Below are 16,428 nucleotides of genomic sequence, written 5' to 3' on the forward strand. Positions count from 1 at the left end.
ATTTTGAGATTAATGTTATTTAATTTAAACAAAAAACAGTCCAAATATTATTTTTATTTGTTATTCATTGGTATTTTGTCAAAATTTTTCTAAAATTCAAGAATTCAGAAATTATTTATGATCATAAAAAAACCTCTGCCTGCTACGACAAAGGTTTAAAATTAATGTATTATATTTTTTAGTATGCTTTAGCGAATAAGACTCTTCTTTTTGAAGGTTGACCTGAAATCATTGAAATGCCGTCCTCAAAATCATCATCCAGAGGGATGCATCGTATTGTTGCTTTGGTCTCGTTTTTAATCTGCTCTTCTTCTTCTGCCGTTCCATCCCAGTGCGCATAGATAAAACCGCCTTTTTCTTCCAGAACCTTTTTAAACTCTTCGTAAGAATCCACTTTTGTGATATTTTCTTTTCTAAAGTTAAATGCTTTCGTATACATATCTTTCTGGATGGTCTGCAATAGCTCTTCGATATAAGAATCAAGCCCTTCCAAAGGCCGTATTTCTTTGGTAAGATTGTCTCTTCTTGCGATCTCTACAGACTTATTTTCTAAATCTCTTGGTCCCATCGCAATTCTCAAAGGAACTCCTTTTAATTCGTATTCCGCAAATTTCCATCCCGGTTTATTTTGGGTATCGTCATCAAATTTTACCGAAATTCCCTTGGCTTTTAATTTCGCTTGAATTTCTAAAGCGACCTCACTGATTTGGCTCAACTGTTCTTCTCCTTTAAAAATAGGAACAATAACGACCTGAATCGGAGCTAATGTCGGAGGCAGTACCAATCCGAAATCATCAGAATGTGTCATAATCAAAGCTCCCATCAATCGGGTAGAAGTTCCCCATGAAGTTGCCCATGCATATTCTATCTTTCCTTCTTTATTGGTGAATTTTACATCAAATGCCTTTGCGAAATTTTGCCCCAAAAAGTGGGATGTTCCTGCCTGTAAAGCTTTACCGTCCTGCATCAAGGCTTCAATACAATAGGTTTCATCAGCACCGGCAAATCTTTCTGACGGACTTTTTAATCCCATCACAACAGGCATCGCCATGAATGTTTCTGCAAAATCTGAATAGACATTGTTCATTTTTTCAGCCTCTTCCACGGCTTCATCTTTTGTAGCGTGGGCAGTATGGCCTTCCTGCCACAAAAATTCTGACGTTCTTAAAAATAAACGGGTTCTCATCTCCCAACGGACAACGTTTGCCCATTGATTAATCAGAATAGGTAAATCTCTATATGATTGGATCCAGCCTTTGTAGGTATTCCAGATAATGGCTTCAGAGGTAGGGCGTACAATTAATTCTTCTTCCAGTTTCGCATCGGGATCAACCATCAGTTTCCCGGGGTTATCAGGATCGTTTTTTAAACGGTAATGCGTTACAATAGCACATTCTTTGGCAAAGCCTTCAGCATTTTTTTCTTCAGCTTCAAATAAACTCTTGGGAACGAATAATGGGAAATAAGCATTCACATGACCGGTTTCCTTGAATCTTCTATCCATCTCATCACGCATTTTTTCCCAAATTGCATATCCGTAAGGTTTAATAACCATCGATCCTCGTACTCCGGAATTTTCAGCTAAATCAGCTTTTACAACGAGCTCGTTATACCATTTGCTGTAATCTTCACTTCTTGAGGTTAATTTTGCCATTATTTTTTCTAATTTTTTTAACTTTTCTAAACTATTGTTATCTAAAAATAAAAATCTATTTTTGATAGATTTTATACCAATGAACTTGGTATATTTTTGGTACAGACTGCAAATATAATTTAAATTAAAAATTTTTACATTATCATGAAAAAAAATATACATAAAAATTTACTTGGCGTGCTCAGATCCAAAGGGATTCTGGCGATCTCAAGCGGCTTATTGCTAATGTCTTGCGGCGCACAGGTAGGGGGTTACAGTGAGACAGACGGGGTTTATTATGATCCTAACAAAGATACCCTTCCAGAAGGCGTTATTATTAATAATGATCAGGGAAACAGAGTAGGAGAATATTATGATTACTATGATGACTCTAACGTTATAGAAAATGCACAAGCCAACTCTGCTGAACAAAATAACAGATACAACTCCTGGAACGATGTTAATTTAAACAATGCAACAGATTCCGACTGGGGGAATTTTGCAGGGAACCAAACCAATTATTACGACAATTCCTGGGGATCACCTTGGGGTTGGTACGGAGGCTACAGCCCATATTGGGGAATGGGTTCCGGCTGGGGAATGAGCATGTCATTCGGCTGGGGGAATTCCTGGGGATGGGGCGGATTCAGTCCGTACTGGAGCTATGGATGGAATTACGGCTGGAATTCACCTTATTATTGGGGAGGTTACTATCCATATTGGGGAGGATACAATCCTTACTGGGGATATGGTGGCGGATATTGGGGTAATTACTACAGACCCGTATACAGAAGAAGCGGTGCAAACGGCAGAGGATTTACAAACAATACGGTAGGCATTAATAAATACGGAAACGGTTCCGGTTTCAGAAACAGTAACGGAGCTGGTACCAGAAACAGCAATGGAGGATTTAGAAACTCCGTTTCAAATGGCGGCTTCAGACAAGGAACTGTCAATGGAGGATTCAGACAAGGACAAGGAAGTATGAACGGTGGTTTTAGAAATCAACCGGGAGGAACGAGAAATCCTAATTATCAACAACCAAGACCTAATTATAACCAACAGCAATCTCAACCAAGACCAAGTGATAACGGTGGTTTCAGATCCGGCGGTTTTAACTCTGGCAGCGGAGGAGGAGGCTTCAGATCCGGTGGCTCTTCCGGAGGTGGAGGCGGTATGAGATCCGGCGGTGGCGGTGGTTTCAGATCTGGCGGAAGATAATTTTTTAAACTCAATAACTATTTAATAATAATGTTAAAAAAATCTTTAGTAATAATGAGTATTTCTGCGGCTTTCTTTGCGCAGGCTCAGGATGTTTCGGTTATTAGAAATACCATTGATGTTTATTCGAACTCACAATTTGGAGGTTCGGCTAAATTTAATTCAATGGCCGGATCAAACGGTGCTTTAGGAGGTGATGCCAATTCACTTCTTACCAATCCTGCAGGATTGGGAGTGGCTATTTCCGGTGAAGCTTCAGGAACTCTAAATTTGACGAATAATAAAAATACCAGTGCTTTTGCAGGATCATCTGTTGCATACAGAAACAATCAGGGCGATCTTGGAAATGTAGGGGGCGTAATGACTTTTCAGCTGATGACAGAATCTGCATGGAAGTTTATCAATGTAGGGATTAATTTTTCTAACCAGTCTCTTGATAATTATGTAGAATCTCCGGGAAACAGTAATCTGATTTATGATTTTGATGCAAACAACAGCTCTTCTCTTGCAAGGCATGCCTATGACCGATATGGAACATTATCCAAAACAAGTATCGGTGTAGGAGCAAACTACAACCATAATTTTTATATTGGTGCAGGGATCAATTTGTTTAATGTGTCTATGGATCAGTCAGATACAGCACAATTTAATTCACTTCAAAACGGATCTGCTGAACTTTTCAGTAAACAAAATACTCCTTTTTACGAAAGATCATCTGGTTTTTCGGCTTCATTAGGGGTTATCGGAAAAGTTAACCGTAATTTCAGATTGGGTGCGGCTTTAGAAACACCAACGTTCTGGGATATCGACAGAAGTTATAATTTTTATAACGATCCTGTATATGGTGACGATCTTGCTGTAGAAAACAGAAAATTCAGCTCTCCGCTTAAAGCAATGGTAAGTGCTGCTTTTGTGGCCAGTAAAAACTTTTCTTTAAATGTAGATTACAGTTTAGGACTTACCAAACCGAAATATAAAGTATATGGCGCAGCAGAATCAGAACTGAATGATTTTTTCAGAGATGATTATAAAAATTTATCTGAAGTAAGATTAGGTGCAGAATACAGAGTAAAACAACTGAGATTCAGAGGAGGATACTCTTATACTTCAAATCCTTTTGATGCATTAACGGTGAGCAGGTTTACCAATGACGGAAATGCTTCTGATCAGTCATATGACAATCTTATTTTAAGCGATAAAAACTTAGTGTCATTCGGGATCGGCTATGATTTCAAATCATTCTATATTGATGCGGCTTATCAGAATATGACTTCAAAGTATGCCAATCCATTTTTGAGAGGGTATATTGATTCTGCTAATAATGTTGATTCCGCATACTATTCTCCAACAAGGATTATTGAAAGTGATTCTTATGCAGTTTCAGAAGTTAAAAATATCAGAAACAATTTCTTCCTTACATTTGGCTGGAAATTCTAATTTTTAAACTTTTACATATATAAATTTGCATATATAAAAATGCTCCGAAATTATTCGGAGCATTTTTTTTTATAGATGATAAATTATTTAATGATGACTTCCGGGATGCGTATGAAAAAGATGCATCACCAAAGCTAATGAAACCCCTATAATGACCAAACCGATTTTTGACCAATTGATATTATGATTTTTATTGCTTTCAAAAATAATCACCGATGAGATGTGTAAGAAAATTCCGCCGACAACCGCTAAGAAATAAGGCTGTAAATTCGGATTGAAATAATTTCCGAGCATCATGCCCATCGGAGAAGCCAAAGCAAATAAAGCAATAATCAGTAAAGAAGGATAGGAGGTTTTTGCCCCGCTTCTGTTAAATAAAAATGCTCCTAAAATAAAAGAAATCGGAAGGTTGTGGAATAAAATTCCTAAAAGATAAGGTGACAAAACTTCTTTTTCATTTGCCAAAGGAATCCCCTCAATAAAAGCATGAATAAAAAGCCCTACCATTAAAGCCATCGGCAAAATATTGCTGCTTTCGTTATGGTGATGAAAATGGCCGTGCTCAAAACCTTTGGTAAGTGCTTCGAGGATCATCTGCAGAAGTACACCGCCAATCACAAAAATTCCAAGGTTGCTGCTTGTTTCAGAAGCATATACCTGCGGAAAAACTTCATTTAAACAGATGGTAATCAAAAAACCGGCACTTAAAATCAGCAGATTTTTTGCGAACGCTTCTTTTTTGCCAAAATATTTTCCGAGAAAAACTCCGGCTATTACGCTTAAAATCAGTAAAATAACAATCATTATTTTTTCTTAAATAAATTGATGCAACGTGGCGAAGTATCTTTTTCAAAATCATTCAGCTGATAATCTCCCCATATTTTTATCCTTTCAAAACCACAATCTTCAGCGTAGCTTTTTATGGTTTCCAACGTATGAAGCTTTACTTTTTCAAAAAAATGATAGGACTTTCCCTGATCTTCAAACCGGATATCTTTAATGATGTGTCTTCCTTCAATTTTTTTGGCAATCTGAAAATCAATACCTTCTCTGTGAATGGTGCTTTCGGGTACAATTACTCTTCGTACATATTCTTCGTTCAGATAATCCAGCACAAAATAACCATCCGTTTTCAGTACATCATAAACCGATTTGAAAACATTCTGATCATCTTGCTCATTATCAAAATACCCAAAGCTTGTGAAAAGGTTAAAAACCGCATCTACAGGCTCAGAATCGATCGGGTTTCTCATATCATGAACTTTAAACTGCAGGTTTTCATTCTCAAACTGTTTGTCAAAATCAATGCTTTGGTGAGAAAGATCCAGGCCCAGAACTTTATAGCCTAATGTATTGAGAAAAACCGAATGTCTTCCTTTTCCGCAGGCAAGGTCAATAATCTTTGAAGACTGCGGAAGCTCAAGCACTTGTGTAAGCTTTGTAATAAAATTTTCTGCCTCCGTATAATCTCTGTTATTGTAGAGCAAATGATAATAAGGGGTATCAAACCAAGATTCAAACCATTCCATAATGCAAAAATAAGAAAAAAGAAGAGAGCCGACGAGATTATAGACTATAGATTTTATAAGCTTTTTTACATGTCTATTATCTATAATCTTTTAATCTGCTATCTTTGCAAAATGGATACAGAAAATATTAAAATTCAGATAAAAACATTCTTCGGATTAGAGCCTGTTTTAGCAGAAGAAATCAAGAAGCTGGGCGGAAAAAACGTAGAAGTTAAAAACCGTGCCGTGAATTGTGAAGGAGATTTGGGTTTTCTTTATAAAATCAACTATTCTGCAAGAACGGCTTTAAAAATTCTGGTTCCGATTGATGAATTTAAAGCATACAACGAAACAAAATTCTACGAAAGGCTTTTTAAGTTTGAATGGGATGATTTTATGAGTGTGGATCAGACATTTGCCATAGATTCTACGGTAAATTCTGAGAGATTCAGCCATTCTCAGTTCATGACTTTTAAAATGAAAGACGCCATTGTCGATTTTTTTCAAAACCGATATGGCAAAAGGCCCAACATTGAAACAAAATCTCCGGATATCAAATTTCACCTTCATATTGACCGGGAATTGGTGACCATTTCCCTGGATTCTTCAGGAGATGCCTTATTTAAAAGAGGGTACCGAAAAGAGCAGGGTGAAGCTCCCATTAATGAAGTGTTGGCAAGCGGAATGCTCCAGTTAGCCGGTTGGGACGGAAAAGGAAATTTCCTTGACCCGATGTGCGGTTCGGGAACCATTCTTATTGAAGCCGCGATGATTGCAATGGATCTTCCGGCGCAGATTTTCAGGAGAAGATTTGCCTTCCAGAACTGGAAAAATTATGATGAGGCATTATTCAATAAAATCAAAGAATTCAGAATCGAAAGAATCAGAGAATTTCATGGTAAAATTGTAGGCTATGACATCGACGGCAGAATGCTGGATGCTGCAAGAACCAATGTAGAATCTGCAGAAATGGAAGATATCATCGAAGTACGGAGAGAAGATTTCTTCGAGACCAAAAAAGATCTGTTCCCATTACTGATGGTATTTAACCCGCCTTATGACGAGCGGATTTCGATCAATGACGATGATTTTTACAAGAAAATAGGAGATACTTTTAAAACAAATTATCCGAACACTTTGGCCTGGCTGATTTCTTCGGATCTGGAAGCGGTGAAGAAAATCGGGTTGCGCCCTTCAAGAAAAATCAAACTTTTCAACGGCAAACTGGAAACCAGATTTTTGCAGTATGAAATGTATGAGGGAACGAAGAAGCTGCATAAGATTGAAAATATTTAGTACTCGATATTTCATTGCATATAAACCTAACAGGTTTCAAAAACCTGTTAGGTTTTAAATGGATATAAAATAATATTCAAAAAAAAATAGAACTTCATTGAAGTTCTATTTTTTTTCTAACCCGGCAAGTTTTGCTTTTAGCTCAGCTATTTCTTTTTTTAAGATTAAGATATAATCCTGCTTGTTTTCAATTAAATATTTCAAAAAAAAAATTCAAATTATTCTAATTGATGCGAATAATTTTGAATAATTTTCGTTTTGAATGTATTAGGTAGGGATTGTTAATTAAATATATTGCAGTTCCTAAAAATAATTAAATATTTACATGAAACTTTGTACATTATTCTTGATAATATTTGGCAGTATTTTATACTCTCAAACAAATGATTTAAAATCACAATATGAGGTGATCTACAGAATTAAAAGTTTTCCGGATACTCTATCTAAAAAAAATACTATTGAAGAAGATTTATCATTACTCATTAATGGAAATAAGTCTTTGTTTAAGAGTACTAAAAAAGCGTACAGCGATTCTATTGCAATGGAAATAGGAGAGAAGAGCCTTGCAAACTCTATTGACGGAAAGGTGATTCTGGATATGAGAAATGTCCCAATAGTGAACTTTAAGTCTGAAGTTTTTTTTGACAATGGTAAGCAGACTGTTTATAAAGAATTGGTAAAAAACCGTTTTTCTTATCCTTTAGAAGATGTACTTCACTGGAAGATAGAAGAGGAGACCAAAATGATAGGATCTTATCTATGCAAAAAAGCCACAATAAAATACAAAAACAGAAATTATGCAGCGTGGTTTGCAGAATCTGTTCCTATTCCTGACGGTCCTTATATTTTTAAAGGCTTGCCGGGATTGATTTTGGAAGTATATGATCAATCAGATACGGTTCACTTTTCAATGGTAAGTTTGAAGAAAGTAGAAAAGCCAATGGTAGTAATGAAAGATTCAGCGGCTACAAAATATTCAATTTTTTATCAGGCAAGAAAACTTTTTAGACAATCCGGCGGGTGCACTATCCAATCAGACAGGAATAAGTCTTAAACCTTCAAATATCTCAAGGATAAATAGTAATGTCAGAAGTTTTAATAATTATCTTGATTAAGAATATCATATAATATTCATACAAACCAGATTATTTTGTTCTGGTTTTATCTGAACTCTTATTTTTCTCTTATAAACCCTTCCAGCGTTTAAAACGCTGGAAGGGTTGTTATGTACAAACTTATTTTTTTTATCAAAAGAAATCTTCATTCTTAATTTATAGCAAACTGTTTGCAGGTTGTTTTATGAATCTTTAATTTTGAAAAAATTTCAACTTGAACCCATCCATTTCCATCGTTGTTGCCATATTTAACCGAAGAGACGAGCTTTTTGAGCTTTTAAACTCATTGGCTTTTCAGACTGATAAGGATTTTGAAATCATTATTGTTGATGATGGCTCATTGATTGATCTGAAACCGACAATCAAAAACTTTGACGGGATTTTCAATATAAAATACTTCAGGAAAAATAATTCTGGGCCTGGTTTGTCGAGAAATTACGGGGCAAAAAGAGCGGCGAATGACTGGCTTGTTTTTGTAGACAGCGACGTGATTGTCGAGAAAGACTATATTGAAAATGTTAAACAAGGCATTCTCACCATTCCGTGCGATGCTTTTGGAGGCGCAGATAAAGCGCATAAAGGGTTTAATCTGATGCAGAAAGCGATTTCTTATTCGATGACCTCCGTTTTTACTACCGGTGGAATAAGGGGAAATAAAAAAGCGGTTTCAAAATTTCAGCCCAGAAGCTTTAATATGGGGGTAAAAAAAGAGGTTTTTGAAAAAGTAGGTGGTTTTTCTGAAATGAGAATCGGGGAAGATCCGGATCTTTCGATGACACTCTGGGAAAACGGTTTTACGACTGCATTTTTCGATACGACTGCAGTGTATCATAAACGCCGTGTCGATTTTGGCAAATTTTCAAAACAGGTGTATCAGTTCGGCTGCGCAAGACCTATTCTGAATCAGAGACATCCAAAATATGTAAAAATTTCTTTTGCCTTTCCCACCTTATTTTTTCTGGGATATGTTTTGGGCTTTATCGAATATTTTGTTTTAAACAGGGGAATTATTTTAGCCTTTTACGGATTATATACTTTCATGGTTTTGATTCACGCGGCGATAGTTACAAAAAATATAGCGATTGCAGGAATGGCGGTAATTTCAACTTATATTCAGATGTTTTCCTATGGTTACGGTTTTCTAAAATCCTGGGTCTTGCTCAATGTTTTCAGAATGAAACCGCAAGATGCTTTCCCGAAGCATTTTCATAAAAATTAATTAAAAACAGTATTATAAAAAAAACCTCTAGAAATATAGAGGTTTTTAATTTTATCTGAATTACATTAATATTTCAACATTTCTTCAATCTTGGCCGCCAATTTCTCAGCATTCGGAAGCATCTCTTTTTCCAGAACCAGATTAATCGGAACAGCCGGAGTATCCAATGATCCCATTGTTTCTACAGGAGCATCAAGATATCTGAAGCAGTTTTTAGAAATACGGTGCGCAAATGCTTCAGCGAAAGAATTATTGAGCTGTTCTTCCGTTAAAACAATACATTTTCCGTGTGCTTTTACTCGTTCAAAAACCAATTCTTCATCCAGAGGAATAAGGGTTCTCAAATCAATCACTTCCACTTTACCATTAAAGCTTTTTACCGCTTCTTTTGCCCAGTAAACCCCCATTCCGTAGGTTATAACAACCAGGCTTCTGCCTTTTTCCACTTCATTCTGATCCGCTTCAATGATGATTTTTCCTTTTCCGAACGGTAAGATATAATCTTCCGCGGGTTCAATCGTTTTGGCATCTTCTGTTCCGGGAACCTTACTCCAGTATAACCCTTTATGTTCAAGCATCACCACCGGATTCGGATCATAATAGGCTGCTTTTAAAAGACCTTTAAAATCGGCCGCATTACTTGGATACGCGATTTTAATCCCTTTAATATTCGCCAAAATACTTTCCACACTTCCGCTGTGGTATGGTCCGCCGCCGCCGTAAGCGCCGATCGGAACTCTGATGATATTGCTTACAGGGAATTTCCCGTTGCTTAAATAGTTTGATTTCGAAATTTCAGTAATCAGCTGATTGATTCCGGGATAAATATAATCGGCAAACTGAACCTCCACAATCGGTTTCAAACCTACCGCACTCATTCCTGTGGTAGAACCAATTATATAAGCTTCCTGAATGGCTGTATTAAAAACTCTTTTGCTCCCGAACTTTTTTCCTAAAGTCACGGTCTCACGGAAAACCCCGCCGATTCTTTCTCCCACATCCTGTCCGTAAAGCAAAGCTTCCGGATGCTTCCACATAATCTCCTGAATCGCGTGAATGGCTGCATCTACCATCACGATTTTTTCACCGCCTTCCGGTTCGCGGGTTCCCACTTCTTCTGTTATTGGGGTTGGTGCGAAAATATGCTGCATTACTGTTTCCGGCTTCGGATCTTCCGCTTTTTGAGCTCTGTCAAAAGCTTCTTCGGCTTGTAATCTCGCTTTTTTGGTAATTTGTTTCAGCAATTCTTCATCCGTACCGGATTCCAGCAATTGGTTTCTAAGGATTTCCCCCGGATCTTTTGCCCGGTGTTTCGTTAAATCATCTTCATCTCTGTAAAATTCTCTTCGCACTCCTGAAGTGTGATGTCCTATTAAAACAGTTTTCGCGCAAACGACAAGTGGTTTTCTTTCTTCTCTGACAAAATCCACCGCTTTTTTCATCACTTCAAAGCTTTGAACAAAATCGGTTCCGTCTACTCTCATTCTGCCTAGACCAGTAAATCCTCCTACAAAATCGTAAGCATCGCACGTTCTGGCTTCATCTTTAGTTACAGAAATACCCCATTCATTATCCTGAACCAGAAAAATAATCGGCAACTGATGTAAAGCCGCAAATTGCAATGCTTCACTCACTTCACCTTCTGTTACAGAATTATCTCCCAAGCTGCAAACTACAACAGGATTATTTTCAAATTGCTCTAAATTAAAATCCTGAATATATTTAATTCCTTGAGCAACACCCGTCGTAGGAATCGTCTGCATACCTGTCGCTGAGCTCTGATGAATAATCTTCGGCATGGCCGGATTTCTGCTCGAAGGGTGAGAATAATACGATCTTCCTCCCGAAAAAGGATCATCAGCTTTTGCCAGCAACTGCAGCATCAACTGATACGGTTCAAAACCAATTCCCAACAAAATACTTTCATCTCTGTAATACGGAGAAACCCAGTCTTCTTTTGTAAGCTGATAGGCTGTAGCCAGCTGAATGGCTTCATGGCCTCTCGAAGTACTGTGTACATATTTACAGACATTCCTGTTTTCCTCATAGATGTCTGCCATTGCTTTTGCAAGCATCATATGGTTGTAGGCCTTTAGTAAAATATCCTGAGAAACTTTTTCGTGAAGTGTATTTTCCATAGAGTACAAAGATAAGCATATTTTGTATTTGTAAAAATAAATGCGAACAATTGATAGGAGAGTTTTATCGTCATTTAAACATTATTTCGGCAGGTAAAATGATCGGAAAATGATAAAATTGCCGTAACTTTACGTACTATTTTCTCATTAAAGTTAGAAAAATTCATGTATTTAGTTTTTGACACAGAAACCACCGGTTTACCGAAAAATTTCAATGCTCCGCTTTCCGATTCAGACAACTGGCCAAGAATGGTTCAGATCGCATGGCAATTGCATGATAATGCAGGTAATTTGATTGAAAATCAGGATTATATCATAAAACCGGAAGGGTATGACATTCCCTTTAACGCGGCAAGAATCCATGGGATTACTACAAAAATTGCGCATGAAGAAGGCCGTGATCTGCAGGAAGTTCTGGAAGAATTTTCTAAAGTTTTGGAAAAGGTAAGCGTAGTTTCCGGGCATAATGTAGAGTTTGATTACAATATCGTTGGTGCAGAATTTTTCAGGAAAAATATAAAGGACCATCTTCAGGAAAAACCAAAAGCCGATACCATGATCCTGGGTACCGATTTTTGCCAGCTCGGCGGTGGAAGGGGAGGCAAGTTTAAATCCCCTAAACTGGAAGAACTTTATGAAAAACTCTACGGAAACAAATTTGATGAGGCACACAATGCAGCTGCCGACGTAAATGCAACGGCTCAGGTTTTCTTTGAGATGATGAGAATCGGGATTATCCCGGCTGAGGTTTTAAAAATTTCTGAAGATCAGCTGGCCTATTTTAAAGCTTTGCATCCCGATCCGATACAGCCTTTTGGTATTGTAATCAGGAGACAGGTTGCAGATTTTAACAACAAGAAAAAACAGCAGGATTTTGGCAGTATTGAGGAAATCGATCTTGGAAAGTATTTCAATTTTGACAATCACAGTGTATTTTCAACACTTACCGCGACTTCCAGCATCTCAGATTTAATTAAAAAAGCTACAGACGATCAGTTTCCGGCAGTCGGGATGGTGGATCTGGGCAATATGATGGGTGCTTTTAAGTTTGTTTCTGCAGTAGAATCGGCCAATGCGGACCGTTTAAAAAAACATAAAGATTTTTTAGCGAAAAAACAGGAAGCCGAAGAAAATGGAACAGAGTTTAATGAAACAGAACCTGTATCAGAACCTTTAATTCCGGTTGTGGGTTGTGAGTTTTACATTTCAGACCGGTATGAGCAGAAACAGTTTACCAAAGATGATCCCGACAGAAGAACGCAGGTCGTTTTATTGGCGAAGGATTTTAACGGTTATAAAAATTTAGCTAAACTTTCAAGTATCGGCTTTTTAAAAGGTTTTTATTTTGGCGTTCCAAGGATCAGCCGGGAATTGATTGCCGAATATAAAGACGGGTTAATTGCTTTGACTTCAGGAATTACCGGAGATATTCCTGATGCAATTTTGAATACGGGGGAACAGAAAGGGGAAGAGCTTTTCAAATGGTGGAAAGATACTTTTGAAGATGATTTTTATGTTCAGATCCAAAATCACCAGCTTCCTGAAGAAGAACATTTAAATGATGTTTTACTTCATTTTGCAGATAAATATCAGGTTAAAATTTTAGCTCAGAACGAAACCTATTATACTGAAAAAGAAGATTCTAATATTCAGGATATCGTAAGCTGTATCAAAGATGGGGAAAAATTGTCGACCCCTGTAGGAAAAGGGTTTGGAAAGAGAAGAGGTTTGGCAACAGGAGAATATTATATTAAAAATTCTGATGAGATTAAAGAAGCTTTTCTGGCGTATCCCGATGCTTTTGAAGCGTATGATGAGTTTTTTGCCAAATTCAGTCCCTATACTTTAAAAAGAGATGTTTTGCTGCCGAAATTTGATATTCCTGAAGAATTTATTCATGCTGAAGACCATGCAGATGGCGGAAAACGGGGCGAAATGGCTTATCTGAAACATTTAACCTATGAAGGCGCCAAAAAAAGATATGAAATAATTACCGACGAAATTAAGGAACGTCTTGATTTCGAATTGGATGTTATTGCCAATACAGGATATCCCGGTTACTTCCTGATTGTACAGGATTTTTGTAATGAAGCCCGAAACATGGGAGTCTGGGTCGGTCCGGGAAGAGGTTCTGCAGCCGGTTCTGCAGTCGCTTACTGTATCGGGATCACCAATGTAGATCCTATTAAATATGACCTCCTTTTTGAGAGATTCCTGAATCCGGAAAGGGTTTCAATGCCCGATATTGATATAGATTTTGATGATGAAGGAAGAGACCGTGTAATAAAATGGGTGATTGATAAATATGGGCAAAATCAGGTCGCGCAGATTATTACGTACTCAGTTCTGGGAGGGAAATCAGCAATTAAAGATGCAGGGAGAGTTTTAGATCTTTCCATTCCTGAAACCAATAATATTGCGAAACTGATTCCTTCCACCCCCGGAATGAATATTGCGAAAGCGCTGGCTAAATATGATAAACTGAGACCGGAAGATCAAATGCTGGTAGACGAAATGAGGTTGGTTTTAGGAAATGCTGAAGATCCGCGGCATGATGTTCTGGGAAGTGCAAAAAAGATGGAAGGATGCATTAGAAATACCGGTATTCATGCCTGTGGAGTGATTATTACTCCGGAAGATGTGAGTAATCTGGTTCCCGTGACAATTGCGGCGAAAGATGCCGATATTTTGGTGTCCCAGTTTGACAATTCTGTTGCGGAAAGCGCAGGGCTTCTGAAGATGGATTTTCTGGGACTGAGAACCTTAACGATTATTAAAGATGCTTTAAAATTAATCAAGCAAAGACATAACGTAGATATTGACCCGGATCAGATTCCGCTGGATGATACGAAAACCTATCAGTTATTTAAAGAAGGGAGAACAGTGGGGATTTTCCAGTATGAAAGTCCGGGAATGCAGAAATACATGCGAGAACTTAAGCCAACGGTTTTTGCGGATCTTATTGCCATGAATGCCCTTTACAGACCGGGCCCGATTAAATATATCCCTAATTTTATCAACAGAAAACACGGGATTGAAGAAATCATCTACGACCTCGATGAAACCGAAGAATATTTAAAGGAAACCTACGGAATTACCGTTTATCAGGAGCAGGTAATGCTATTGTCCCAAAAACTGGCGAATTTCACCAAAGGTGAAGCCGATACCTTGAGAAAAGCGATGGGTAAAAAACAGATTGATGTTCTGAACAAAATGTATCCTAAATTCATTGAAGGAGGAAGAAAAAATAATCTGAACGAAGAAAAACTCGAAAAAATCTGGAACGACTGGAAAGCCTTTGCAGAATATGCATTCAACAAATCGCACTCTACCTGTTATGCGTTAATTGCGTATCAGACTGCTTATTTAAAAGCCAATTACCCTGCGGAATATATGGCCAGTGTCATGAGCAACAACATTAATAATACCGATTCTATCACAATGTTTATGGAAGACTGTAAAAGTATTGGGGTTGATGTTTTGGGTCCGGATGTAAATGAATCCCAGTACAAATTCTCGGTGAACGAGAAAGGCCAGATCCGTTTTGGTCTGGGTGCGATTAAAGGAATTGGTGAAGGTCCGAGTGAAGCGATTACCAAAGAAAGAGCCAACGGAAGGTTTAAGAACATCTATGATTTTTTTGAAAGGATTTTACCTTCTCAAATGAATAAAAGAGTGGCTGAAAGTTTGGTATTGGCAGGAGCTTTTGATGAATTCAGCATGTATCATAGAGGCCAGTATTTTGATATTGATATGGCAGGAAGAACCAATCTGGAAAGACTGATACGGTACGGACAGAGTTTCCAGGAAAGCAAAAATGAAATGGAAAATTCCCTCTTTGCAGATTTTGCAGATGAAGTTCAGATAGAACAGCCAAAACTGGCGCCTTGCCCGGAATGGCCGAATATGCATAAGCTGAATAAAGAAAAAGAAATCATCGGGTTTTACCTCTCCGCACACCCGCTGGATGAATTTAAATATCATTTCCAGTTTATGCAGGGCCAGCTTTCGAAAAAAGCCGTTCTCGAAAAAGAAGACGAAGTAAAAATTACCATTGATGAAGCTCCTATTTTAGAAGTTGATGCCCAGGATGAAACCGCAGATATTGCCGAAATTATTTCTGATGACGTGATCGCAGGAGAAGAAGAAATCATCGAAGAAACCACCAAAAAGGCAGAGCCAAAAGGAACTTTCGGATTTCTGAATCTGGATGAAGTGGATGCTTACAAAGAGCAGGCTTTTGCAAATAAACCACCGGAACTTTTTGAAGAAAAAAAGAAAGACTGGAAAACCCTTCAGAAAGAAAGAGAAAACGGCGGGGCAGGAAAAGAATTTACGGTAGCGGGTTTAATCACCGAATATCGTGTGCAGGATGGTTTTAAAAGTGGCGAAAAAGTAGCGTTTTTAACTCTTGAAGATTATTCGGGATCGTATTCCTTCCGGCTGGGTGACCGCGATTATATGCGTTTGAAAGAAAAGCTGGAAGTACAGCGTTTTGTGATTTTAAAGATCAAATTTGCGCAGGTAAAAGATGGCCGAGTTTTCGTAAATGTTGTAGAGGTCATTGAGCTTCAGGAAGCCTTTGAAAAATTTGCCAAAAGTATTTCTCTCGTGATGGACATTATGGATTTCCGAAAAGAAGATTTAGACTTTTTCAAAAATGTTCTTGATCAAAATAAAGGGGATCAGAAATTTAAACTCTTTATTAAAAATCCGGAAGAAGATTCTCATATCGAATTGCAATCCATGAAATATTCGGTAGATCTGAACGGAGATTTAATCAAAGAAATACAGCTTCTCAATAAATATGAATTTTATTTGAATTGATTTTTTTTACAAATAAAAAGCAGCTCGAAAGGCT

The 16,428-nt window shown here is 37.6% G+C and carries 10 protein-coding genes; 6 read left to right on the forward strand and 4 right to left on the reverse strand.

Going from position 1 to position 16,428, the window contains the following annotated elements:
* Positions 1–178 precede the first annotated feature (178 nt).
* Complete coding sequence (proS, locus tag N0B16_RS02250; protein ID WP_262989092.1) at positions 179–1,654, reverse strand: proline--tRNA ligase; 1,476 nt, start codon at positions 1,652–1,654, stop codon at positions 179–181.
* 144 nt (positions 1,655–1,798) lie between these two features.
* Between proS and N0B16_RS02255 the strand changes: the two genes are divergently transcribed.
* Both N0B16_RS02255 and N0B16_RS02260 read left to right on the forward strand, forming a co-directional pair.
* The gene (locus tag N0B16_RS02255) at positions 1,799–2,854 is read left to right on the forward strand and encodes a prolyl-tRNA synthetase (RefSeq protein WP_262989093.1); all 1,056 of its coding nucleotides are present in this window, start codon (positions 1,799–1,801) and stop codon (positions 2,852–2,854) included.
* 54 nt (positions 2,855–2,908) lie between these two features.
* Positions 2,909–4,291 (forward strand): OmpP1/FadL family transporter, encoded by a 1,383-nt coding sequence (locus N0B16_RS02260; protein ID WP_262989094.1) that lies wholly within the window; start codon positions 2,909–2,911, stop codon positions 4,289–4,291.
* Positions 4,292–4,378: 87 nt separating this feature from the next.
* Here N0B16_RS02260 and N0B16_RS02265 read toward each other — a convergent pair whose 3' ends face one another.
* The gene (locus N0B16_RS02265; protein ID WP_262989095.1) at positions 4,379–5,095 is read right to left on the reverse strand and encodes a ZIP family metal transporter; all 717 of its coding nucleotides are present in this window, start codon (positions 5,093–5,095) and stop codon (positions 4,379–4,381) included.
* Complete coding sequence (locus N0B16_RS02270) at positions 5,095–5,820, reverse strand: class I SAM-dependent methyltransferase (RefSeq protein ID WP_262989096.1); 726 nt, start codon at positions 5,818–5,820, stop codon at positions 5,095–5,097. Before N0B16_RS02270 ends, N0B16_RS02265 begins: the two co-directional genes overlap by 1 nt.
* 111 nt (positions 5,821–5,931) lie before the next feature.
* Between N0B16_RS02270 and N0B16_RS02275 the strand changes: the two genes are divergently transcribed.
* From N0B16_RS02275 to N0B16_RS02285, 3 genes are all read left to right on the forward strand, one after another.
* Positions 5,932–7,095: a THUMP domain-containing class I SAM-dependent RNA methyltransferase gene (locus tag N0B16_RS02275; RefSeq protein ID WP_262989097.1), complete on the forward strand. Its 1,164-nt coding sequence runs from the start codon at positions 5,932–5,934 to the stop codon at positions 7,093–7,095.
* Positions 7,096–7,420: 325 nt separating this feature from the next.
* Positions 7,421–8,149 (forward strand): GLPGLI family protein, encoded by a 729-nt coding sequence (locus tag N0B16_RS02280; RefSeq protein WP_262989098.1) that lies wholly within the window; start codon positions 7,421–7,423, stop codon positions 8,147–8,149.
* 275 nt (positions 8,150–8,424) lie between these two features.
* On the forward strand, positions 8,425–9,429 hold the full coding sequence (locus tag N0B16_RS02285) for a glycosyltransferase family 2 protein (protein WP_262989099.1): 1,005 nt from the start codon (positions 8,425–8,427) through the stop codon (positions 9,427–9,429).
* Positions 9,430–9,494: 65 nt separating this feature from the next.
* Here the strand turns inward: N0B16_RS02285 and N0B16_RS02290 are convergent, their stop codons facing one another.
* Entirely contained in the window at positions 9,495–11,567 is a 2,073-nt protein-coding gene (locus N0B16_RS02290) for an alpha-ketoacid dehydrogenase subunit alpha/beta (RefSeq protein WP_262989100.1), read from the reverse strand.
* A gap of 165 nt (positions 11,568–11,732) precedes the next feature.
* Between N0B16_RS02290 and dnaE the strand changes: the two genes are divergently transcribed.
* Positions 11,733–16,394, forward strand: a complete 4,662-nt coding sequence (dnaE, locus tag N0B16_RS02295; protein WP_262989101.1) for a DNA polymerase III subunit alpha — start codon at positions 11,733–11,735, stop codon at positions 16,392–16,394.
* Positions 16,395–16,428 lie beyond the last annotated feature (34 nt).

Source organism: Chryseobacterium gilvum (genome assembly GCF_025628965.1).
GTDB classification, from domain to species: Bacteria; Bacteroidota; Bacteroidia; order Flavobacteriales; family Weeksellaceae; genus Chryseobacterium; species Chryseobacterium gilvum.